The sequence below is a fragment of the Archangium sp. Cb G35 genome (genome assembly GCF_001896145.1).
Taxonomy (GTDB): domain Bacteria; phylum Myxococcota; class Myxococcia; order Myxococcales; family Myxococcaceae; genus Archangium; species Archangium violaceum.
On sequence record NZ_MPOI01000015.1, the window covers coordinates 186,549 to 208,656 of the forward strand.

Annotated in this window: 17 protein-coding genes; 6 read left to right on the forward strand and 11 right to left on the reverse strand. The window is 68.4% G+C overall.

Annotated features, from left to right (window positions below; genetic code table 11):
- Nucleotides 1-41: 41 nt before the first annotated feature.
- Both BO221_RS39610 and BO221_RS56700 read left to right on the forward strand, forming a co-directional pair.
- Nucleotides 42-722, forward strand: coding sequence for a Crp/Fnr family transcriptional regulator (locus tag BO221_RS39610; RefSeq protein ID WP_073566108.1), 681 nt, complete (start codon nucleotides 42-44; stop codon nucleotides 720-722).
- Between the two features lie 532 nt (nucleotides 723-1,254).
- The gene (locus BO221_RS56700; RefSeq protein ID WP_233166466.1) at nucleotides 1,255-2,898 is read left to right on the forward strand and encodes an ATP-binding protein; all 1,644 of its coding nucleotides are present in this window, start codon (nucleotides 1,255-1,257) and stop codon (nucleotides 2,896-2,898) included.
- A gap of 29 nt (nucleotides 2,899-2,927) precedes the next feature.
- Here the strand turns inward: BO221_RS56700 and BO221_RS39620 are convergent, their stop codons facing one another.
- The 6 genes from BO221_RS39620 to BO221_RS39645 form a co-directional block, all read right to left on the reverse strand.
- Nucleotides 2,928-3,554 (reverse strand): outer membrane beta-barrel protein, encoded by a 627-nt coding sequence (locus tag BO221_RS39620; RefSeq protein ID WP_073566110.1) that lies wholly within the window; start codon nucleotides 3,552-3,554, stop codon nucleotides 2,928-2,930.
- 97 nt (nucleotides 3,555-3,651) lie between these two features.
- On the reverse strand, nucleotides 3,652-4,563 hold the full coding sequence (locus BO221_RS39625; RefSeq protein ID WP_073566111.1) for a S1C family serine protease: 912 nt from the start codon (nucleotides 4,561-4,563) through the stop codon (nucleotides 3,652-3,654).
- Entirely contained in the window at nucleotides 4,560-5,456 is an 897-nt protein-coding gene (locus BO221_RS39630) for a S1C family serine protease (RefSeq protein ID WP_073566112.1), read from the reverse strand. Before BO221_RS39630 ends, BO221_RS39625 begins: the two co-directional genes overlap by 4 nt.
- 125 nt (nucleotides 5,457-5,581) lie before the next feature.
- The gene (locus BO221_RS39635; protein ID WP_083682210.1) at nucleotides 5,582-6,220 is read right to left on the reverse strand and encodes a response regulator transcription factor; all 639 of its coding nucleotides are present in this window, start codon (nucleotides 6,218-6,220) and stop codon (nucleotides 5,582-5,584) included.
- 47 nt (nucleotides 6,221-6,267) lie between these two features.
- A complete protein-coding gene (locus BO221_RS39640; protein ID WP_233166467.1) occupies nucleotides 6,268-6,717 on the reverse strand; it encodes a hypothetical protein in 450 nt (149 codons plus the stop codon).
- Complete coding sequence (locus tag BO221_RS39645) at nucleotides 6,701-7,273, reverse strand: hypothetical protein (protein WP_073566114.1); 573 nt, start codon at nucleotides 7,271-7,273, stop codon at nucleotides 6,701-6,703. The genes BO221_RS39640 and BO221_RS39645 overlap by 17 nt, the downstream gene beginning before the upstream one ends.
- Nucleotides 7,274-7,334: 61 nt before the next feature.
- Between BO221_RS39645 and BO221_RS39650 the strand changes: the two genes are divergently transcribed.
- Nucleotides 7,335-7,799 carry an NUDIX domain-containing protein gene (locus BO221_RS39650; protein ID WP_073566115.1) on the forward strand — a complete coding sequence of 155 codons (465 nt, stop codon included), beginning with the start codon at nucleotides 7,335-7,337 and terminating at the stop codon, nucleotides 7,797-7,799.
- Nucleotides 7,800-7,808: 9 nt separating this feature from the next.
- Nucleotides 7,809-8,354, forward strand: coding sequence for an NUDIX hydrolase (locus BO221_RS39655; RefSeq protein ID WP_073566116.1), 546 nt, complete (start codon nucleotides 7,809-7,811; stop codon nucleotides 8,352-8,354).
- Nucleotides 8,355-8,361: 7 nt separating this feature from the next.
- On the opposite strand, the gene BO221_RS39660 is transcribed toward BO221_RS39655, so the two are convergent.
- Genes BO221_RS39660 through BO221_RS39675 form a run of 4 tightly spaced genes read right to left on the reverse strand, consistent with a single transcriptional unit; the run spans nucleotide 8,362 to nucleotide 17,401 of the window.
- Entirely contained in the window at nucleotides 8,362-9,657 is a 1,296-nt protein-coding gene (locus tag BO221_RS39660; RefSeq protein ID WP_073566117.1) for a M20/M25/M40 family metallo-hydrolase, read from the reverse strand.
- A gap of 51 nt (nucleotides 9,658-9,708) precedes the next feature.
- On the reverse strand, nucleotides 9,709-13,185 hold the full coding sequence (locus BO221_RS39665; protein ID WP_073566118.1) for a PD40 domain-containing protein: 3,477 nt from the start codon (nucleotides 13,183-13,185) through the stop codon (nucleotides 9,709-9,711).
- On the reverse strand, nucleotides 13,179-13,718 hold the full coding sequence (locus BO221_RS39670) for a DUF1318 domain-containing protein (RefSeq protein ID WP_073566119.1): 540 nt from the start codon (nucleotides 13,716-13,718) through the stop codon (nucleotides 13,179-13,181). The genes BO221_RS39665 and BO221_RS39670 overlap by 7 nt, the downstream gene beginning before the upstream one ends.
- Entirely contained in the window at nucleotides 13,715-17,401 is a 3,687-nt protein-coding gene (locus tag BO221_RS39675; protein WP_073566120.1) for a hypothetical protein, read from the reverse strand. Before BO221_RS39675 ends, BO221_RS39670 begins: the two co-directional genes overlap by 4 nt.
- Before the next feature lie 395 nt (nucleotides 17,402-17,796).
- On the opposite strand from BO221_RS39675, the gene BO221_RS39680 reads away from it, so the two are divergent.
- Together BO221_RS39680 and BO221_RS39685 are read left to right on the forward strand one after the other, a co-directional pair.
- Nucleotides 17,797-19,926, forward strand: coding sequence for an HET-C-related protein (locus tag BO221_RS39680; RefSeq protein WP_158079995.1), 2,130 nt, complete (start codon nucleotides 17,797-17,799; stop codon nucleotides 19,924-19,926).
- Complete coding sequence (locus tag BO221_RS39685; protein ID WP_143195953.1) at nucleotides 19,923-20,516, forward strand: hypothetical protein; 594 nt, start codon at nucleotides 19,923-19,925, stop codon at nucleotides 20,514-20,516. The genes BO221_RS39680 and BO221_RS39685 overlap by 4 nt, the downstream gene beginning before the upstream one ends.
- 91 nt (nucleotides 20,517-20,607) lie before the next feature.
- Here BO221_RS39685 and BO221_RS39690 read toward each other — a convergent pair whose 3' ends face one another.
- Complete coding sequence (locus BO221_RS39690; protein ID WP_198956279.1) at nucleotides 20,608-22,101, reverse strand: carboxylesterase/lipase family protein; 1,494 nt, start codon at nucleotides 22,099-22,101, stop codon at nucleotides 20,608-20,610.
- Between the last annotated feature and the right edge of the window lie 7 nt (nucleotides 22,102-22,108).

The window sequence follows — 22,108 nt, forward strand, 5'->3', positions numbered from 1 at the left end:
CTTCCGGTGATCGCCCGCTTCACCGTCCGGAGTCATCCCCCATGTCTTACGAGTCGCTGCTGGCTCAGATTCCCATGTTCGAGCACCTCGCGCAGGAGGATCTGACGCACCTGTCGGGGCTGTTGCAGCAGCGGCGCTACAGCAAGAACGAGGTCATCTTCCACCAGGGGGATGTGGGCACGGCCCTCTTCATGGTGCGCCGGGGCGAGGTGGCCATCCGCCTGAGCTCCTCGGAAGGCAAGGAGGTCATCCTGGCGCTGCTGGGCCGGGGCGATGCCTTCGGCGAGCTGGCGCTGCTGGATGGGGAGCCGCGCTCGACGGACGCGGTGGCGCGCGACGAGACGCACCTGCTGAGCCTCCACCAGGAGGACTTCCGGCGCTTCCTGAGCGAGCGCCCGCAGGTGGCCATGGGGTTGCTGGCGGTGCTCAGCCGGATGGTGCGGCGCGTCACCCAGCTGGTGCACGACTCGGCCTTCCTGGATGCGCGGGCGCGGCTGGCGCGGGTGCTGTTGGACCTGGCCCGGACGCAGGGGCAGCCGGCTTCCGAGGGCGGCATCGTCATCCCCAAGCTGACGCAGGCGGAGCTGGCCAACCTGTGCGGGGTGACGCGAGAGAGCGCCAACAAGTGGCTGCGCTTCTACAACCGCGAGGGGCTGCTCACGTACGAGAACGGGCAGATCACCATCGTGGACCCCGAGCGCCTGCGCCGCGACGTGGACTGAAGGACTACAGGTGGGAGGAGCCCGCGCCCCCCGGCGCGGACTCGACTCCCGGAAAACATGGGCGGAGGCCGCGCCCCCCAGCGCGGCCCCCCATCCCTCGGGACATGGACGATGCCCTCACGCGCTCTTCCCGAAGCGGAGCGGGGCGGAGTCCCCCCAGCGAGGTAACGGCGGCCATCCCCCCCTCAGGACATGGCGGCCTTCGGCGGCCTCGCACAGACATCACTCCGCTCGCACCTCGGGCGCGGCGTTCGGCGACAACGGGGCTTCGAGTCCCTGTTCCCGAGAGCATTCATACCGCCCGGGGGGGTCCAGGGCTGTGAATCGACTCACTGCGGGGGTGTGAAGCCGTTCACAGCCAGCGGGGCCGTTTTGTGCGGGGGTCCGGGGATGGCACCTCAGGGGGGGCTGGGCGCTCATCCGGGTGGCGGGGATACTCCAGGAGCGGAGAACATTCCACCCCCCGTGGTTCCGGCGCGCGGACGGGCCTGGGGGAGATTCCAGTGCTAGACAGTTGGTCCTGAGTTCCTGGATGAAGCCAATCGAGATGACATTGCGCAGCCGGGTGCTGCTCTTCGCTGCGGTGGCGGTGGGACTCGTCGCGCTGGTGGGCGGTGTGCTGTTCGTCACGGCGAGCCGGGGAGAGCGGGGCCTGGCGCAGATGCTCGCCATCCAGTCGCAGACGGAAATCTATGGCCGGATGACGGACGAGTCCTTCGGCTACCTGTCCACGCTGCTGCACACGCGGGAGACGGGGGGCGACACCCAGGCGGTGCTCGAGGCGCAGGAGAAGCGCTTCGCGGCGGGGTTCGAGCGCCTGGAGGAGCTGGTGCGGGAGGAGCACGAGGGAGGAGGGCCGATGGAGGGGGAGCTCGCGCGCATCGAGCAGCTCCAGCGGGCACTCCAACGCTGGCTGCGGGGCTCGGAGGAGCGGGTGCGGCTGGCGCCCGGGGGAGGGGAGGCGGCCACGCTGGTGCATGAGTCGCTCCAGGCCTTTGGCGAGAAGGTGGCGCCGCATCTGAAGGGGGCCTGGGACCAGTCGCGCGCGGACCTGGACGAGCACAAACGCCGGGGCCAGCAGTCACTCGGGATTGGCCGGGTGGTGGGCGTGGCCGTGCCGCTGGTGGCCCTGGTGCTCGTGCTGTCGATGGCGTCCATCATCTACCTGAACATGCGCCGCGCGTTGGGGACGCTGCTGGAGCGCGCGCAACGCATGGGCGAGGGAGACCTGGACACCGAGCTGCCGGTGAAGGGCGAGCGTGACGAGTATGACTTGATGGCCCGGGCCATCAACCGCATGGCCACCCAGCTCCGGGCCGCGGCGCAGGAGCGGGAGCGCTACAACGCGCTGTTGGAGCAGACCGTGCGGCAGCGCACCGCCGAGCTGGAGCAGTCCAATGCCCGGCTCACCGACAGCCTCCAGCAGTTGCAGGCGGCCCAGTCCCAGTTGCTCTTCGCGGACCGGCTCGCCACCGTGGGCCAGCTGGCGGCGGGGGTGGGGCATGAGCTGAACAACCCGCTGGCCTTCGTGCTCAGCAACCTCAACTACGCGCAGCAGGTGGTGACGGAGATGGAGGCGGCGCCCACGCCGGTGGAACGGCGGGAGCTGCTGGAGGCACTCGCGGATGCGCGCGAGGGTGCCGAGCGGGTGCGCCTCATCGTCCGGGACCTCCGGATGCTGTCCCACCCGGATGACCGGGAGATGGGCCCGGTGGACCTGGTGAAGGTGGTGCGCAGCGCGGCGAAGATGGCGGCGCACGAGATTCGCGGCCGCGCCCGGCTGGTGCAGGCGGTGGAGAACGTGCCGCCGGTGCATGGCAACAGCGCGCGCCTGTGCCAGGTGTTCCTCAACCTGCTCATCAACGCGGCGCACGCGATTGGCCCGGGCGCGGTGGAGCGCAATGAAATCAAGCTCTCCGCCCGGGTGGACGGCACCCATCGCGTCACGGTGGAGGTGCACGACACGGGCAGCGGCATCCCGAAGGACAAGCTGGAGCGCGTCTTCGAGCCCTTCTTCACCACCAAGCCCGCGGGCGAGGGCAGCGGGCTGGGGCTGTCGGTGTGCAAGAGCATCATCTCCGCGCACGGCGGAGACATCTCCGTCGAGAGCGAGCCGGGCCAGGGCACCACCTTCCGCGTGAGCCTGCCGGTGTATGGCGGCGAGGCCCGCGCGTGAGGTGGGTGGCCCGGTTCAGCGGTGGGTGATTACCAGGTGGCGCCGAAGTTGAGGGTGCCCGTGTAGCGGCCACCGCTGCTGAAGGTCTCGTCCCCCGGCAGGTTGATGTCCGACGAGGGGACGTTCAGGGCGAATTCCTGGTCGAAGAGGAGGTTGTAGTTGAGGCGCGCGTCCGCGGTGAAGTTGCCGACGTGCACGCGCAGCCCGGCACCCACCGGGACGTTGCCCACGGTGTCATCCTGGAAGGCCAGCGCGGAACTGCGGACGTTGTAGCGGCTGAGGCCGACTCCGGCGAGCAGGTAGGGCTGGATCGGTGCGGCGGTGAGGCCCACGGTGGCCACGGCCTGGCCTCCATTGCGCAACACGTCCGGGCCGCTCGTCCTCGCCAGGGGAACCCCGCTATCGAGCTCGTTCGCCGCGCCGGAGTAACCCAGCTCGAGTCCCAACACCTTGGTGGGCTTGAGGACGAGCGTCGCCCCATAGGCGACACCGGGATCGATGTCCTGTCCGAGCTGGTTGGTGTAGCCCTCCACACCACCACCGACCAGCACGCTCAGCCCACGCATGTCCGCGCTGGATTCCTTCCGGTCCTGCGCCAGAGCACTCCCGGCCCATAGGGTGAGCACCGCCGCACCAGCGAATAGGGTCCGTGTCATTCACTCCTCCAATGGTTGGAGTTGGGAAGTTGGGGACCCCGAGGTCTCATGCCAGGGGGCAGGGAGGCAGCCATGCGGTCACTCGCTCCCGTGGGACTCACGCCGCCTTGCTGTGCTCTGGAGATGCGGTGCGGGCGCGCAGGGTGCGGCGCCTTCCCTTGCGCAACACCTCCAGGCGTACCTCGGGCTCGGGCGCGAGTGCCAGCAGGCGCTGGACGTCGTCCACGCTGGTGACGGGCCGCTCGTCGATGCCGAGCAGCAGGTCGTCCGCCTCGAGGCCCGCGTTGTCCGCGGGAGAGCCCTCGCCCACCTTCATGACGCGCACCGCGCGCGGCTGGCCCGCCTCCTGCGCGCTCTGGGGCGGGAGGTTGATGGCGGTGGCCGCGATGCCGAGGAAGCGCCGCTCCACCTTGCCCCGCTGGATGAGCAGACTGGCCACCCAGGCCGCCGTGGTGGCGCTCACCGCGAAGCCGATGCCCTGCGCGTAGGGCAGCACCAGCGTGTTGAGGCCCACCACCTGCCCGCGCATGTTGAGCAGCGGCCCGCCCGAGTTGCCCGGGTTGATGGCCGCGTCCGTCTGCAACAGGCCCTCGAGAATCACCCCGTCGGGCAGTGGCAGGGTGCGGTTGATGGCGCTCACCACGCCCATCGACACCGACTGCTCCAGGCGGAAGGGATTGCCGATGGCCATCACCAGTTGCCCCACGCGCACGTCATGAGGGTCCGCCAGCGGCAGCGTGGGGAACTTCGCGCCCCCCTCGGCGCGCACCACCGCCAGGTCCGTGGGACCGTCCCCTCCCACCAGCTCGGCGCGCACCTCGCTTCCGTCGTGCAGCTCGAGCTTGAGCTTGCCCCGGCCGCGCACCACGTGCCGGTTGGTGAGGACATAGCCGTCCGGAGTGAGGAAGAGCCCCGTGCCATGGCCCCGCGGGTGCTGTACGGCCACCACCGCGGGCGCCGCCTTGGAGACGAGCGACTCGAGCTCGTCGGAGAATTGCTGGAGAATCAAGACCGCCTCCCGATGGTGAGGGACACTTCACGCACTTCACCGGCACGCAGCACCTTCGCCTGCACCTGCGTGCCCACCTTCTCGTCACCGAGGTAGCCGAGCAGCTCCTCGATGCTGTGCAGCGGCTGGCCCCCGAGGCTCACCAGCACGTCGCCCATCACCAGGCCCGCCTGGTCCGCGGGGCCCCCGGGCTCGACGGAGAGGAAGATGAGCCCACCCTCGCTGCCCGCGCGCTCCGCGAGGTGCTTGGGCAGCCGGACGGGGTGGGCGCCCACGCCGAGGTAGCCCCGGCGGATGCCTCCGTGCTGCTGGAGGGCCTGGGCAACGCGGCCCAGCGTCTCCCCGGGAATGACGACAGCGGCGGTGCGAGACAGGGCCGCCGTGAGCAGGCCCAGGAAGCGGCCCTGCGCATCCACGAGCGCACCACCCGAGAAGCCGGGAGGCAGGTCCGCGTCGGTCTCGAGATAGCGGTCGATGCGGCCTCCAGCGAAGGTGCGCCAGCTGTCACCCAGGGCGCTGACGATGCCGAGCGTGGCGCGCGCGGTGCGCCCGGGTCGGCCGAGGGCGAGCACGAGGTGGCCGACCTTGAGGCCCTCGAGTGGGGCGGGCACCAGGGGCGTGAGGCCGGGGAGGTCCGCCTTGAGGAGGGCGACATCCGTGGATGGGTCGCGGCCGATGAGCTCGGCGGAGACGGTGCGGCCATCGGCGAGGCCCACGGTGATGGAGCCCTCGTGCTCGATGGCGTGGTGGGTGGTGACGATGTGGCCCTCGGCGCTCCAGACGATGCCGGTGGCGCCGTGGCGGCGGCGGGCCTCGACGCGGACGATGCCAGGCGCGAAGCGCTCGACGATGGAAGAGAGGGATTGGGACAGGGCGGCGAGGTCGGCGGACATGAGCGATTCCTTTCGCTGTAAAAGCTAAAAGGCACGCCCGCGCGGCACATCGGCGAGAGGGACAGCTCCCGACCTACCCGAATGGCTAGTCCCCCTCACCCGTTGGACCAGGGTTGGGGTGAGGGTCAGAGCGTCACGAGCCCCATTCTCGCCGCCCGCACCACGGCTTCCGTCCGCCGCTGCACACCGAGCTTGGCGAGCACCGCGTTCACATGGAACTTGGCGGTGTGCTCGCTGATATCGAGCCGCTCGGCGATGGCCTTGTTGGACAACCCCTCGGCGAGCAGCGCGAGCACCTCTCTCTCCCGGGGCGTCAATCCCTCGGGGGCCGAGGCCGAGGCGCCGGCCCGTGGAGTGGCCCGCAGCGCGGACAGGGCCGGGTCGAACACGGAGAGCCCTCGGGCCACGGCCCGGAGCGCGGCCAACAACGGAGCGGGAGCCACGTCCCGGAAGAGCAGCCCCCTCGCACCCGCCGAGAGCGCACCCTCTCCCGCGGATTCATCCGGGACGAGCGCGAGCACGGGGGCACCGAGCTCGGGGGCCTCCATCCGTCCACCCACCTCGGCGGGGTGCAGGCCCACATCCCACAGCACCACATCGGGCGCGTCCCCGGCGCGCGAGGACTCCACCTCCGCCAGGGTGCCCGAGGCGATGACTGCGATGTCTCCCGCCTGCTCGGAGAGAGCGCGGGAGAGCGCACCCCGGGCGAGCGGGTCCTCGGCGACCAGGGCGAGACGGACGGGTGAGGCATCGGAGTCCAGCACAGTGCCCATGCCTAACGGGCTCCCGCGCGCTTCGCCCGGCGAGCCCCTTATCCGGGCCTGCCGCGTTGCATCAGGCGTCGGGCATCCCACACGGCCACGCCCAGCATCACCAGGGCGACGAGGTCCGTCGGGTCCACGGTGTTGTTCGCCGGACGCCGCAGCAATGCGGTGAGCACCGCTTCGTACAACCGGTCGGCCGGGGGAAACGTCTTGATGGCGGTGAAGAGGACACCGAAGCCCAGCGCGGCCCACGCCACCCGGCGCACGGTGACGGAGGCCAGCGGGCTCGGCCTCACGAGCATCCACAGCTCCGCGACGAGCAGCGGCGCGAAGTAGAGGCCCGCGAAGTCGGACAGCTTCCCGGTGAGCCAGCCGGGCAGCGGCCCCGCGCCCTTGAGCACGTGGTCGTTGAGCGCCACCAGCACCATGGCGGCCACCGGCGGCACGCGGGTGAAGAGCGCGGGCCGTGTATCCGCTGTCTCAGTGGCCGCCGTCACCAGCGGTGCCCCCCGGAGGACGCTCGGGCCAACGGTACAGGCTCCGCATATCGGCCTCGACGCGGCAGTCACACCGGTACTGCATGGCGCCCACGCCAAAGCCGAGCTCCACGTCCACCGGCCCATCCGGCGCGTACAGCGTGAGGAATCCCGTCCCGGGCCCGGGCAGCAGGGACGGCTGGGCCCGATCCTTGTCGTCGAAGAGCAACTCCTGCGGCGCGAAGAGCACGAAGGCGACCGTGCCGAGCCCTTCCAACTGCTCGCCCACCACATACGAGGCACTCGGGGAGAGCCGGGTGAGCGCCTCGGGCGGTAGCTCGGTGGGCGAGAGGATGCCCACCACCCGGCCCGAGCGCGACCAGCTCCGCGCGTACGTGTGGGTGGCGAAGCGTTTCCCCGAGTCGCTCCGGATGAAGAACTCGAGCAGCTCGGCGCCTCCACCGGGCAGCTGGACGGGGTAGGTGAAGTAGGCGGGGGAATAGGGCTGGGCCATCGAAGTGGCCAGCATCACCGAGCACCCCACGGCGAGCAGCAGGACACGGACAAGAGGACGCATGCGTGGCGACGTTACCGTGAGCCTCGGCCGCCGTCGCGGCCGTCCATGCTATGGAGGAGGTGTGCGTCCCCCTGGCTCGAGAACGTCCATCCACCAGTTCGGTAAGAGGGTCCCGGGCAGGGTCTATATCGAACGGCCCGGCGCCTATGCCGTCATCGTCAATGAGCGGGGTGAAGTGGCGCTGATTCGCGTTCCCCAGGGCTACTTCCTCCCCGGCGGCGGAATCGATCCCCATGAGGATGCGCTCACCGCGTTGGCTCGCGAGGTGCGCGAGGAGACGGGGCACGAGGTGCAGGTGGTGCGCGAGCTCGGCCATGCCGCGCAGTTCCTCGTGGCCCGTCACGAGGAGCTCTTCCTGAACAAGGTGGGCCAGTTCTTCGTCGCGCGCCTGGGGCCCAAGACGCAGGAGGCTCACGAGGTGGACCACTCGCTCGAGTGGCTTCCCCTGGCCGAGGCCAGGAAGCGGCTCCGGCACGAGTTCCAGGTGTGGGCCCTCGAGCAGTTCGAATCGACCCGGGACACGTGAGCGGAACCCATGACCATCCGGACCCTTTCTTCCCGCGACGTGTACCGGAACCAGTGGATGACGGTCCGGGAGGACTCCATCCAGCGGCAGGACGGCTCGACAGGCATCTACGGCGTCGTCCTCAAGCCGGACTTCTCCATCGTCATCCCCCATGAGCAGGGGGCGTTCTACCTCGTGGAGCAGTACCGCTACCCGGTCCAGGGGCGCTACCTGGAGTTCCCCATGGGCTCCTGGGAGACCCAGGCGGACGCCTCGCCCGAGACCGTGGCCGCGGGCGAGTTGAAGGAAGAGACCGGGCTCGTGGCGGGGAGGATGACGTACCTGGGCCACCTCTTCATCGCCTACGGCTACTCGAACCAGGGCATGCACGTCTTCCTGGCCGAGGAGCTCACCCCGGGGCCCCAGACGCTCACCCCCGAGGAGTCCGACCTCGTCTGCAAGAAGGTGCCCATCCCGGAGTTCGAGGCACTCGTCCAGGGTGGCCACATCAAGGACTCCGCGACGCTCTCGGCCTATTGCCTGCTGCGCATGCAGCGGCGCATCCCGGGCCTCTGACAGAGGCTCACAGCCGCACGAGCAGCTCGCGGAGGATGGAGAAGCCCTGGCGGAAGTCCTCCAGCCGGGCCTGCTCGTTGGGCGCGTGGTAGTACGCCATCTCCCCGAAGCCGGTGATCTGCACGTCGCAACCCTGGCGTTGCAGGTCCTTCACCAGTGGCAGCGAGCCGGTGAGCGAGAAGGGCGTGGGCGCCACGCCGCGCACCGCCTGCATCGCCTCCTTCAGCGCCTGGAGCCCCGGCGAGTCCAAGCGGCAGGCGATGCCTTCCATGCCACCCCCCTGGAAACGGAAATCGAGTGAGCCACGCTTGCCCGCCGCCGTGCGGGTGCGCGGGAAACCAGGGATGACCTCGTCGCGTTCGAGGCGGGCATCCAGCTCGCGCATGAAGCCGGTCACCTCCTCGCGCACGGTCCTCAAGTCATAGAAGGGCGTGAGGCGGAGGTCCCCGCGCACGGTGACGTCGGAGGGAATCTTCGTCTCCTTGGTGTTTGCGCCCTCCACCACGGTGGCCTTGAGGCTGGACGAGGAGAGGAAGCCGTACTTCTTCTCGTCCTCCGTGGGAGGGAAACGCGCGTGGAACCAGCGGGCCAGCTCCAGCGATGCGGCCATGGACAGCTCCAGCGCGTTGACGCAGTTCTGCGGCATCCCCGAGTGTCCGCCCACTCCCGATACCTTCAACTCCCACTGCGAGATGCCACCCGTGCCCAGCGTGGGGCCGAAGTTGGCGCTGTCCAGCCAATACACCGGTTGGCCCACGAGTCCCTTCAACCGCCCCTGCTCGGCCACGTAGCCCAGGCCCAGGCCCGGCAGCTCCGAGGCCTCCTCGTTGGAGATGAGCACCACCTGGAGGGTCCGGCGCGGGCGCACCCCTTGCTCGGCGAGCTGTGCCAGCAGATCCGTCAGCACCGCCACGTGGCCCAGACAGTCGGTGACGCCGCGCCCGTAGAGGACGCCACCGGGACCCTCCCACAGCGCGAAGGGGTTTCGCTCCCAGCCCTCGCCCTTCTCGTCCGCGGGGACGACGTCGAAGTGCGCGCCCACGAAGCCGAGCGCGCCCTCTCCCGTGCCCTTCACGGTGAGCACCAGACTGGGCCGCGACTCCTTGCCCGCGGCCGCTAGCGATTCGGCCTGGATGAAGCCGCTCTGGATGTGCGGCGCCAGCGTCTCCAGCACCACCTGCGCGGCGAGCCGCTCCTCGGGCACCAGCCCCGCGCCCGGGTTGTTCTGCAACCTCGGCGTCAGGGCGATGAGACGCCGGAGCACTTCCAGGAAGCGGTCTTCACGGAGCGAGAGCGTGTGCATGGGGCGCGGATTGGACCCCAAGCCCCTGGAGAAGTCACGGCCGCCGGCCAGCTATTGCTGCGCGGGTATCAGCAGTGCGTCCCGGACCTCCTCGGCGGGCGGGTGTGCACTGAGCGCCAGATAGATCTCGAACCACGCCAGATAGGCGCGCCAGGAAGGATCTCCCTGGTTGATGAGGGAGCGTTGCGCCTGACCCAGACGCTTGGGCACGTCGAAAGGCACCCGCGTGGTTCCATCCGCGTGCAACTGTGCCGCGAACCAGAGCACATCCAACTGGCCGGCATCGACCGGGGCGTGGGTGCGAGCGATCAGGGAATCCGCGTGCTCGAGCGCACTGCCCAACCAGCGAGCCGCCCGCGCCGTGTCCCGGCGATCCACGGCATTCTCGGCCAGCCGCATCTCCGCCAGCGTCACCGAGCGGAGGTCCTCATCGCGCTCCGTTTCGGCGAACTGCTCCAGGAACAGCGCGCGCCGTTGTTCGAGTGCCTGGGCGGCGGTATCCAGGTTCCCGAGCCGGATCTCCGCATTGGCGCGCAGTCCCGCGGCGATGATGCGATAGGAGCGCTGAACGTGCTGGGGGGTGGAGTGGGCCCACTTCAGCGTGGCCTGCACGGCCGGGGTGGCCAGGTCGCGATCCACCTTGTCCAGATCCTCCAATGCCCGCTGGGGCTGACCCGCCCCCAATGCCGCGGCGCAGCGGGCCAGCCGCACCACCAGCCGGTTGCGCAGACCCGCCGCATCGCTGGGGCTCGCTTCCACGGCGGGCAATTCACGATCATAGAGCGCCAACGCACGCTCGAACCGGCCCGCGGCGAGGTTGTAGAGCGCCGCGCGATCCATGGCCAGGGGGACGAACCTGGCCAGCTTCGGTGCGGCGTCCGCCATGGCCAGGGCTTGATCCGCCGCCTGTGCAGCCTCGTTCTCGCGGCCGACATGCAGGAGCGCCCGGGCCCGGGCAAGGGACACCGCCAGCCCCGCCGCGTTGTCCACGTAGGGCAACTTGTCGCGCTGCTCGAGGTAGCCCAGGGCGATGTGGAAGTTGCCCACCTGCGTGTGCAACTGCCCCAACGCTCCGAGGATCATCGCCCGGTAGCGGACGTTGTTGCGCACCAGGTCCAGGGCGATCAGGTAGTGCCGGTTGGCGCGCTCGGCGGCGGCGGGCGCGCGGCCGCGGAGGAAGTCCTCGTGATGAATGGCTCCCGACAGGGCATGCACCGCGCGCTGGTTCTTGAGCTCCGGCCATGAGGCGCGCAGCTCCTTCACGGCGGCCGCCACCGCATTGGCGTGAGCGCGGTCGTCCTCCAGCTTGGGCAACTGGCGCGCTGTCAGGTAGGCCTTCACGAAGTGCGCGAGCGGTTTGGCCATCTTCGGGGAGGTGGTGGTGACTTCCTTTTCCACCACCTCGGGACTGACGCCGGCACGCAGACGCAGGTTCATGGACTCGATGGCGCTTTCCAGCGAGCCCGTCCGCTGGGTCACGAGATCGAAGTCGGCACGGGCCTCGTCCAGGCGCTGCCTCCCCAACCGGCGGTAGGCGCGGCCCATCATCGCGCGGCGGAACAACCGGTCGGCCTGGCGGCGTATCTCGGTACCGGGTGGGGTGTCGTCCACGTAGACCGTCGCCAACGCCTCCATCACACCGTCGGCGCCCAGGCCCGCCGCGCGCTCGACGGCGTCTTGCACCAGGACTCGCCGGCGAAGGGGATCCTTCTGCTGCCGGTAGAACGCGAGCAAGGCGTCCCGGACGGCGCGAGGGGGACGCTCCTCGTGCAACGCATTGATGTGCCGGCCCAGCTCCAGGGCGAACGCATAGGCCGAGCCGGCGGGGGCCGAGGCGAGTGCCTGGGCCATGGCGGCATCCGCCTCGTCGTAGGGGCGTCCCCGGTACATGGCTCGGACGGCGGCGCGAGCGAAGTCGAGCTGGTCGTCCTCACGAAACACCTTGTTCATGGAGAGCTGGCGGCCGGCTTCGACCAGGGCATCCCGCTCGTCGAGCGTGCGGTACAGCGAGTCCGCTCGTTCGTACCAGGCTTCCAGCACTCCACGCGGCGTGGTGTCGGTCACCTGGGCGGCTTCCAGCTCCTGACGCGCCAGTGTGAAGTCTCCGGCGGCCTCCGCCAGCTCGCTGCGCACCACGTGTTGGAAGACGGTAGAGGGCGGGCTGGGCGCGGCGGAGGGATTCAACGAGGCCATGCGTTGCCGTTCGGTCTCCTCCAGCTCACCGGCCATGCGCCCATGTTCGCGCTCCTTCAGGGCTCGCCGGTGCGCGATGAGGAGCTGCAGCGGCTCCGACAGTCCCGCGGTCGCGGGGTCGTCCACCGAACTCATGTGGCGGGCATAGAAGTCCGCCGCATCGAACTCCTCGAAGGCCAGGTGGAGCCGGCTCAGGCGCATCATCAGCAGACGGCGGAGTTTGGGCCGGTCCTCGCGCAACAGCCGCTGGCGATAGAGCAGGAGGAGATCGGCGCGCCTGCCCACCATCTTCAATTCCTCGTTGAGACGAGGAACGTCCCAGTTGCTGGGAACCTGTCCATCCAGCGGCAGTTGATACACATCCAGCGATTGATCTCGCGAACAGGTCGCGATGAGTGACGTGGCCGCGGGCGCCGGGTACTCGCAGCTCCAGGTCTCACTGGTGAGTTGGTCCGGACTGGAGGCGGCGGCCAGCTCGGGCGCGTCGTCGCGCTCGGCGGCGAAGGGCACCCGGAACAGCACGCCCTTGTCGCTGGCGTCGATCACCCCGTCCTCATTGGAGTCGGTGAAGAACTGCACCACGTACAGGGAGCGCCCATCGAGTGCGAACACCGGCTGTCCGGTCTTGCCCGGGAGATCGAGCGCCATCGGGATGGGGGTGGCGCCGGGGCGATCCAGCCGGAGGGCTTCGAGATGGGGCGAGGCGCGCGCGGCGAAACCGGGCCCCACCTGCCGCACGGAGCGTTCGACCGGGACGTACACCAGCCAGCGCCCATCCGGTGAGAGGGTGGGACTGGTCAGGTTGCGCTCGATCAGGGGACTCGCGCTCAACTCGCGCCCCATCGTCACCCGCGACAACCTCAGATCTCCCTGGATGGTCGCCCGGCTCACCAGCGCGACATGCGAGGCATCCATCCACTCCGCCTGCAGCGCGCTGGTTTCCTCCTCGAGGCAGCGGCGGTCTTCTCCACCCGGCAGCTTCCGCACGCACAGCTGGCCGCTGGCCTGGTTCCGGAACGAAATGTAGAGCAGGTGTTTGCCGTCGGGGCTGATCCTCGGCCAGGTCACGTCCGCGCCTTCGTCGAAGAGGCGGCGCTCGCGGCCCTGTTCCACATCCTGGATGTAGATTTCGGTCGCGATGTTGCGGTTGGACACGAAGATCAGCGTGTTCCCATCGGGCGCCAACTGCCCCAGGAATTGATCTCCCATGCCCACGGTGAGCCGTGAGAGCGTGCGCAGGCCTCCGTCGTTCTCATCGTCCTGCGCCCAGGCGCTGCCCACCATGAGCATGAGAACGGCGAGGACCAGGAAGTACCGGACACGGGGCGTCAGCACTTCTTTTCTCCCCAGGTGCCGTCATCGGCTTCCACCCAGCCGCCGCAGATGACCCCCTTCGCGTGCACCTGTTGCCAGCTCCGGCGTACCGCCTCCTCGGTCACATCGGGCCTGACCGTCCGCATCCACTGCCACAGGTGCAGCCGGGCCTGGTTCACCCGTTCCACCAGGGCCACGTCGTCGGCCGTCATGCGCCCGGCCTGGCATTGGCGCCGGGTGTTCACCAGCAACCCGTCCTTTCCTTCACCCACACAGTGACGCCGCAGCAATTCGTCGACGCGGTCCGCCTGCGTCCTGCCGAGGTTCTCGACCAACGGCGTGGGTTGGATGCCGAGATCCTCCAGTTGGTTGGGCGTGAACGGCACCGGTGTCGGGCTCATGCCCGCGCGAGCGAGACGCCGCTCCACGTCCTTGAACGAGCCCGAGGCCTGTTCCTCGAGTGCCGTCGCGCGATCGACCATGACGATCTCTGGAGCGCGGATGCACCCGGGAAGGGCGAGGGCGGCGAGCAGCAGCAACCCGCGGCATTTCATGGCGTGGCCTCCGGAGGGGACAGGGATTCGATGGCTCGGTCGAAGATGGGGCCCATGGGAATGCCGCGGATCTCGTCGATGCTGAGAAACCGGGCCAGACCGCCCATGGTGATGCGGATGCGGCCGAAGCCCTGGTTGAAGCTCACCCGCACGTGTTCCGGGTAGCCCACGCTCAAGGCATAGCGGACGCGGTTGGTGGCGGGATCCGTGTGGTGCGGATCCTCGAGGTCGAGCAGATCGAGCAGGTGGCGATTGCCAATGCGCAGGATCTCCGCGCGTCCGTTGACACTGCGATCCTTGCCGGAGATGACCACCGCGGCATTCCCGTCAAAGGGCTCGCCCCGGGAGGATTTCACGCCGGTGGCCCGCACGCGTGCCTCCAGGGTGGAGTGTTTTCCCCGCCAGTCCAACACGCACTGGCCGGTGATGCGTCCACCGCGGACGCCCATCTCCAACTGGCTCAAGGAGAACAGGTGCTGGTTGACGGACAGGTTTCCGGCCAGGGGCGAGATGGAGATGAGCGGCGTGGTGATGCTGCCCACCGAGATGAATCCACTGCGCGAGAGCAAGGGGTGCTGGTCGGCGAAACGAAGCATCGAGTACGGGTTCACGTCGATGTCGTCCAGCAGCTTCACCTGGCCGTCGATGAGCTCCACGTTCTCGGTCAGCGGCACGTTGCCATCGAGCGCTTCGAGGGTGACCCCCGATTCGGGCAACCGCAGGTTCACGTCCTGGAGGAGCACGTTGGAGAGGGTCCGGAAGACCACCAGGTTGGGCGAGGCCACCCGGAAATCGAGCGTGACGTTGCCGCTGCTCTCGAGGAAGCCGGGCCGCGCGAGCTTGGACAGGTCCTGCTTCAGCTCTCCCTGGACCGCCAGCCGGCGCCGGTCTTCGCCGAGCTCGAGCCGGCCCGCGGCGTTCAGCTGGGTACTCGTCCCCGCATGGGTCAGTTGCAGGTCGGGGATGTGGATGAGGCCATTGGGCTCACGGCGGGCGGAGAACGACCATTCCAGCGCCTGGACCGGGTAGGGCAGCGCCGGCTTCTGCTCGAGGGCTCCGACCTTCAAGCGTTGTTTCAGCCCGAGCTCGCCCGCTTCCCACTTCTCGGTGAAGGTGGCGGTGGTGTCGCTGGACACCTCGGCGAAGGACAGCCGGCGATCGCTCAGGCTCACGTTGAGCTTTTCCACCGTGAGATTGCTGTGGACGCTTCGCCGTGGCCCTTCGGCGCGCGACTCGACCCGCCAATTCAGCGCGGGGAGGTTGATCGACCGGGCATCCTCCCTCCAACGGATGCCGCGCGCGTCCACCACCGCCTTTCCCTCGAAGTGGGCGGTCCGTGCCGGGTTGGGGTTCAGGCTCGGGGTGCCGTCGGCGGCGATGTCCGTGAGCACGCCGAGCAACGTGCCATGCAGGTCGACGTTCAGCTCGAGCCGCGAGGGCTCCAGTTCCTTGGGCACCCCGGCCCTGGCCAGGAGCGGTGTCAGCGCACCGAGGGGCGGAATGGCACCGGTGACATCACAGCGAAGCGCGCGGGTCTTCCGGTCGAACGCCAGTGCGGCATCGAGTGCGAGCTTCAGCCCCGCCTGGCTGGTGAGCCCCAGCCGGAGCGACGGCTTCCGGCGATCTAGCTCCAGCGTCAGGGTCTGGTGCTGGGGACCCGCCTCGTTCCCACCCAGGCGCAGCCCTTCGATTCGAAGATCCAGGTCGCCCTTGTGCCGCCAGGCATCTCCTCGCGAGCGCATCACGACGGCGACGTTGCTGGCCGACACGTCGTCCCATCCCGGCCGCTGCAGGCGCAGCTCCGTGCGGTGCTCCACCCGAGGCGAGGAGGAGAAGAGCGCCGCCAGTGTGCCCGTGGACGTCAGGTCCACGGCCAGGTGCTTCCAGGGGAGGCGTGCGGCGACCGGCTCGGGGATGAAGGGCCGGGCGGCGGCGAGGTCCGGCGTCTGGACGGCCAGGGTGTACGCCACCGTGTCGGTTCCCTTGGTGGCATCCACCGACGCGTGCATCGTGCCGACGTCGAGCTCCAAACGGGCGCGGGCCCGGCTCAGCCGCGGCTCGTCCAACCGGGGGAATGCCTCCGACACGCCGAGCTTCACGTGCACGGGACCCTTCAGCACCTCGCGTCCATCCGCCGTGACCACCTGGAGTGCCTCCACGGGCAGGTCCGCTTTCAGTGCGAAGGGCGGCTCTCCCGTCAGGGGCGCATGGAGCTGGAATCCCAGACGTTGAGCGGTCGCACGGAGCCCGGAGGCACGGACGTCCAAGGCCTCCACCATTCCGGACAGGGCCGCGTCCCCCGCGACCCGGATGGGCGAGGAGGGGTCTGGCCGTAGCTGGTGGCCCTTCAGTTCGCCAGAGGCCTTCGGAACACGCAGCGCGGTGGGCCCTCCGACCTCGAGCCCCTGGAGCCCGAAGGTGAGTCGAGCGGCCAGTCCCTTCTGGGGATCCGGGGTCGCCACCAGGGAGACGCGTCCACCGCCGAGTGCCACCCGAAGCCCGTCTCGAGCGAGCTGGAGCGCCGCGACGTCGACCTCCAGCCCGAGTCTGCCCTGGGTTCCCAGCTGCGGCATGGCGCTGAGCGTGACCTCCTGGGCATCCAGATGCACCTTGCCACGCTCGAGCGAGAACGGACGCCATTCGGCGGGGAGCCGTTGCAGCAGTTGTCCGAGATCGATCTCCACCAGGGCCCGCGTCAGGACGGGCGGAACATCCGCCGCATCCGGAAGCACCAATCGGGCCTGCACTTCGGCGCTGTCGGTCAGCTGGGTACGGTCCAACTCGAGGGCGATGTGCCGCTTCTCGCCATCGAACTTCGCGGAGACCGTGCCGTGCAGCAGGGGGCGGATGGAGATCCGCGGATCGAAGGTCTGCCGCGTGACATCGAGGTCCACCCGCGCATGAGCGGCCGATGCCCCAGCCTCCGCCGAGAGGCTCAGCTCCAGCAACGCCTGGGCCGGCGGAATGGCCGGGCCTTCACGGCTCAACTCCAGGGGAAGAGGCGTCCCGGTCTGGCCTGTCTTCGCGAAGAGCTTCCAGCCACCGTCCTGGTGCCTGGCCTCGACTTCGGCCGCGAGCCCACGCAAGGACCAGCGCTCGAGCACTTCACCGTTCCGGACACGGACGTAACCCAAGGACACGCCCGACACTTCGACCTTCCCGACGGGAGGCGCGGAAGCGAGGAGGGCGGCGAGTTGCTGAGAGGCTCCGAGTGGTGCTTCCACGGGCGGTGTCGCGGGGGCTTCCGGGCTCGTCAAGCCAGAGAGGGACGTGGGACCCGCATCGTCGGCCACCAGGACAAAGGCCACGTCCCGCACCGCCACCCGCTCGACCCGGGTGGGCCCGCTCAGCAGGGAGCCGGGCGACCATTGCGCCTCCAACGTGCCGACGCGCAGCAGCTCGGGCGCGACGCCTTGGAACGGCGGCGGGGTACGTACCACCAGCCCTTCCAGCCGCAGACCGGAGAGCACGGCGACCTGGGCGGCCTGGTAGTCCAGCTGAAGGCCCGTGGCCGCTTCCGCGCTGGAGACGATGCGCTGTTTCAGCCAGGGGTGGTCGAGGTTGTGCAGCGTGGCCACCGCCGTGACCAGCACCACCGCGGGGAGCGCCACGAGAACCAGGAGCGCACCTGCGATGATTCGAACCAACCGCTGGCGAGGTCGTCGACCTCCGGGAGATTCCATGATGTTCGGTGGGGAGCGGGCGCTTACCGGGGTCCTACCATGCGGCGAAATCGGGTTTCAATCGCCGGGACCCGGCTGGCTCGGCGGACCGACTCCCACCCCGGGGCGAGAGGAGGGCCACGCGGAGTCAACCCCGCCTCCGGGTGCTCCGGGGGGCACTTGAGATGCGCGAACACCCTCCGCCAGGCGAGGCGGTGAGGCTGTGCCGGGCTCTCCCGATTACCGGCATCGCGTACATGATGGCCGAGCTGGGTGGTGGTGACGGGCTCATCGCTGCTGCTCGGCCTCTTCCCGGTGCGCGAGCGCGCGATGCTTGCTCGAACATCCTCTGCTAAACTCAGTACCCTGGCAGTGCGCGTTCTCAGGTGCGCATCTTTGGACACATGGGGGGACAGATGATGAGCAACGCGGAGCCGCGGTTGACCCGTGGCGGGCAAACCCGAGGGCCGGACCATTCAGGCCATGTGGGGCCGGGCGCAACTCCCGAGGAGCGGTTGGAGAGCGACGCTGCCTTCAAGGCTCTATGCGCCGTTGCCGCGCGTTGGCCCGAAACGTCCTTCCTGTCGAAGCTGCGCGTTGTTTTTGGCTCGGACCTGCCGACGGCCGCCTACCAGACTCTGCGTAGGTCGCTGCTGGACAAGACGTTGGAGCTGCCGAGGGTCGAGCTGGTGACCTCGGGTCTCATGGGCCATGAGGCCGGTTACGACAACGCTCGGCGGGTCATCATGGTGGACCGCCAGTTGGTGTCCCTGGCGGAAAGGGATAAGTCCAAGGCTGCGACGTTGCTCGTCGCCCTCGTCGAGGAGTTCGGCCACCATGTGGACAACCTGCTGCGCACCGGGTTCTCGCGACAGGGGGGTGATGGGCCACGCGATGAAGGGACTGAGCTGGCGTTCACGCTCTATACCCAATGGCAGGCGCCAACGCCCACCACCCCCTTCGCCACCTACACCCGCGCCGGTCGAACCCATCGGTTGAGCACCGATACCGCTTCCTTCAAGAGAGCCCTGCGGCGGCACACGAGCGAGCAGGATCGCGCTGATGACGCGAAGGCGGGTCCAGTTCAGTTCTTCGGGGCTGGGCGCGGGCATGGAAAGGCTGGAAAGTCCTTCGGTCACGAGTCCATCGAAGACGCTCTGGAGAGTTCTTTCCCCTCCCGGGAGCAGCGGCGTCAGATCTACTTTGGAAACTGGCTCCGGGACTACTCGCAAGCCATCGATCCAGCGCTGATCCGTCCCGCCGGAAGCAAAAACATCTCCGAGGGCTTCACTCGCGACGCGCTGACACGTGTCCTGGACGTCCTGGCGCGCGAAGAGTTCGGAAATGTGCCCATGTTCGCGGTCACGCCGCAAAAGCTTGGTGTGTACCGGCCCGAGGAGCACATCGACAATCCGCATGGCATCGAGGACAAGTCGGGTGATGACAAGGACTTCCGCAAGAAGTGTACGGAAGCCGAAGTCGACATCGATAAGGCCACGGGCATGCTCAACTACATCGCCAATCGCAAAGGCAGTTGGGCCACCTCCTCCGCTTACATCGAGCAGGAGCTGTGCGCAGCCGCTTCCATTGGCAATACGCCCGAGGGATTACGCCGCCTCGGGCATGCGCTGCATACACTCGAGGACTTCTACGCCCACAGCAACTTCGTGGAATTGCTGCTCATCAAGCTGGGTTATGGCGATGTCTATCCCTGGGCCCATCGGAAGTTTCCGGTGCCCACGCCGAGGTACCCCCTTGTTACGGGCAAGTTCGGCTCGAATGACATCCAGGTCAGCCTGGCCTATGTCCTCAACGAGAATCTGACGGCGAAAGCGGGCAAGAAGTACGTAGCGGGAGAACGTTCCACCTCCGCGAAGATCCTGCTCATCCTCGCCAAGGACATTCCCCCTGAAGAACTCGATCCCAAGTACGTGAGGATGTACGAGAGGTACTTGACGTTCATGGAGGAGTTCTCACGGGAGAACCCCAGGCTCGGCAAGGCACTCGATGATGTTTCGAAGCTTCTTTCCGCGCTGCCCAATTCAATCCTCTCGTCCCGGGCCAAGAATCACGCAACGAGTGTGACGAAGTCGCAGCAGGAGTTCCTGAAGAACCCCGCCTTTCTCCATCCGACGCATAGTCAGCTCGCCAAGGATCATGACGACCACCCCCTGCATCTCCTGGCGGCCACGCTGGCGATGGGGGCGGTACGGGATGTGGGGTGCGTCATGATCGAGGTCTGGAAGAAGCAGCGGAATCGGGACGATGTCATTCGGGAAGCGCTCAAGTACCTGGTTCATCCAGAGGACATCCAAAACACGGCCAAGGACGGTCGAGCGTGGATCCTCAAGCCAACCCTCCAATGGGCCAAGGCGAACCCCAAGCAGCTCCAGCTCCTCCAGAAGGCCGCCATCATCAACCGTCAATTCACGGAGTTTGAGCACGCCCAAGCGAAGCTTCGTGCTCATCACGAAAAGTACGGCGAACCCGAGGAGTTGCTGGCTCAAGTGCGCGGCACCTTGGAGAGGGCGCAAGGGTGGGCATGAAGCCTTCCTGGTTCTTCTGGCTCGTGGTGACTCTGTGGGCGGGGGCGGGCGGACCCGCCTGCACTTGTGATGGCTCGAAGGACTCCCCGGTTTCGCCCCCGCGAGCCTGTACCCTGCTGATCTCGGGCACGAGCATCCAATACAACGGTCGTGTGCTCCCGTTGCCCGGTTCTCTGGAGGACTGGGTCCAGCTCCTCGGTCCGCACTCGCGCAAGGTCGAGGTCGCCGATGATGTCTACGTGTGGGACCAGCTCGGTATCTATTCGACCGCGCTGACGTCGAGCACCGTACTCCGAAGCATCGCCGTGCAACTGAATCCACCGGACAGCGGCCCCCTCGAAGCCCCCAGGTATCTTCCACGCAGCACCTTCCAGGGCCGGCTCTGCGTAGATGGGAGCGAGATCACTCCGCACTCGCGAATCGAGGAGGTGAATCGGAACAAGCAGGGACAACTGTTCGCTCGGGGGTACCTCGATACAATTTATAGCTACGACATCGCCTCGCCCACGCAGGTTTATGTCCGCATTGATCTGACCAACAACGAGCGGCCCGAATCCTTTTACATGGGGTTCTCGAACGAGGTCCCGTAAGCACGTCCTTCCGAGGTTGGAGAGGCCTGAGACGGCCCGGCGGCCGACCCCGGAGTTTGACGCCGCTCGTGAAGCGTCGCATGGCCCTCGATCAGGGAGTTCGCGGCAGATACCGTTCCGCGGGCAGGGAGGCGTCGGTGAACGTCTCACCCGTCTCCAGCGCGCACACCTGCCGCGTCCGGGCGTCATACTCGGGCCAGGGCAGCTTGCCGTCGGTCGCGAAGCCGGCCCAGAGCCGATGGATGCGATCGGCGAGCGCCTGCGGCGGAGCGCTTCCCACCAGCCCGTTCGGACCCGTGCAGCTCGCCAGCGTGTCGAAGACGAAGGGCAGCTCGAGTCCATGGCATGCGCCCAGCTCTCCTCCACACGCCGGTGAGCGCCAGCCAAACTCGTAGAAGTGGGTGGTGCCACGGTGGGCCGCCGCGAACTGACGCGCGGGCCAGCGGAAGACCAGATCGTGCATGGCCTCGGTCAGGGCCTCGCCCGGGCGCCGGCCCTTCTTCTTCAGACCATAGGCGTCGAGGATGGCCCGTGCGCCTCGCACCGAGCGGCTGAGCATCAGCGCCGCCAGCCAGCCGGGTATCCCGCGCCGCACCCCCGTTGGCACGAAGTACAGGTTCATCTCCTGGGCGTTCGTGCCGATCAGCAGCTCCACTTCGGCGCCAGCACCCTTCGCGAGCGCCTCGAGTGGTGGCTCGGGCAGGACATCGTCGCCATGGACCGGAAGGAAGCGGCTCAAGCCGAACGCGGCATCGAGTCCCCGCTCGTCGCGCAGGTCGAGGAAGGACAGGGGACGTGAGACCTTGGCGAGCGCGGCGAGGCATTGCTCGACCGTGCGGCGGCGGAAGCCCTCGACGTCGGGCGTGACGCCCAGGCGCCTGGCCAGTTGGTGCACCAGCCGCGCGGCGCTCCCGGGTGCGCGGACCATCGAACCATGGCCGCTCTGGACGATCGCCCGGCGGAACAAGCCCTTCGCCAGGGGAGAGGTCATGAGGTTGGCGACCGACATGGCGCCCGCGGACTCGCCAAAGACAGTCACGTTCGTGGGGTCTCCGCCAAAGGCCGCGATGTTCTCCCGCACCCAACCCAGCGCGGCGAGCTGATCCCTCAGGCCCAGGTTGGTGGGAGCGCCCGGGATGGGGAGGAATCCCTCCACGCCCAGCCGGTAGTTGAGGGCCACGCAGACCACGCCCGAGCGTGCGAACCCCGTGCCGTCCTGCACGGTGGCGTCGTTGCTGCCGCCCACGAAGCCTCCGCCGTGAATGAAGACCAGGACCGGCAGCCCCCGGGCCGCGATGTCCGGTGTGGCGACATTCACGTTCAGGAAGTCGTCCCCACGCCGCCAACCGCTTCCCACCACTGGGGTGAGCTCGAGCCCTGGAAAGGCGCCATGGAGTTGCGGCGCGGTGGGCCCTGGCGCGGTGGCGTCTCGCACGCCCTCCCAGGGGACGGGGGGCCGCGGAGGCTGGAATCGCGCCTCTCCGAGCGGCGGGGCGGCGTAGGGAATGCCCAGGAAGCGGGTGATGCCCTGGTCCACTCTGCCGCGGACCTGACCGGAACGGGTCATGACGATGGGTGGATTCAAGGAGGCG

What these genes read in the sequence shown, in the direction of transcription:
- BO221_RS39610 (WP_073566108.1), top strand. Translation starts at nt 42, where the DNA reads ATGTCTTACGAGTCGCTGCTGGCTCAGATTCCCATGTTCGAGCACCTC.
- BO221_RS56700 (WP_233166466.1), top strand. Translation starts at nt 1,255, where the DNA reads ATGAAGCCAATCGAGATGACATTGCGCAGCCGGGTGCTGCTCTTCGCT.
- BO221_RS39620 (WP_073566110.1), bottom strand. Translation starts at nt 3,554, where the DNA reads ATGACACGGACCCTATTCGCTGGTGCGGCGGTGCTCACCCTATGGGCC.
- BO221_RS39630 (WP_073566112.1), bottom strand. Translation starts at nt 5,456, where the DNA reads ATGTCCGCCGACCTCGCCGCCCTGTCCCAATCCCTCTCTTCCATCGTC.
- BO221_RS39645 (WP_073566114.1), bottom strand. Translation starts at nt 7,273, where the DNA reads ATGCGTCCTCTTGTCCGTGTCCTGCTGCTCGCCGTGGGGTGCTCGGTG.
- BO221_RS39655 (WP_073566116.1), top strand. Translation starts at nt 7,809, where the DNA reads ATGACCATCCGGACCCTTTCTTCCCGCGACGTGTACCGGAACCAGTGG.
- BO221_RS39660 (WP_073566117.1), bottom strand. Translation starts at nt 9,657, where the DNA reads ATGCACACGCTCTCGCTCCGTGAAGACCGCTTCCTGGAAGTGCTCCGG.
- BO221_RS39670 (WP_073566119.1), bottom strand. Translation starts at nt 13,718, where the DNA reads ATGAAATGCCGCGGGTTGCTGCTGCTCGCCGCCCTCGCCCTTCCCGGG.
- BO221_RS39675 (WP_073566120.1), bottom strand. Translation starts at nt 17,401, where the DNA reads ATGGAATCTCCCGGAGGTCGACGACCTCGCCAGCGGTTGGTTCGAATC.
- BO221_RS39680 (WP_158079995.1), top strand. Translation starts at nt 17,797, where the DNA reads ATGATGAGCAACGCGGAGCCGCGGTTGACCCGTGGCGGGCAAACCCGA.
- BO221_RS39685 (WP_143195953.1), top strand. Translation starts at nt 19,923, where the DNA reads ATGAAGCCTTCCTGGTTCTTCTGGCTCGTGGTGACTCTGTGGGCGGGG.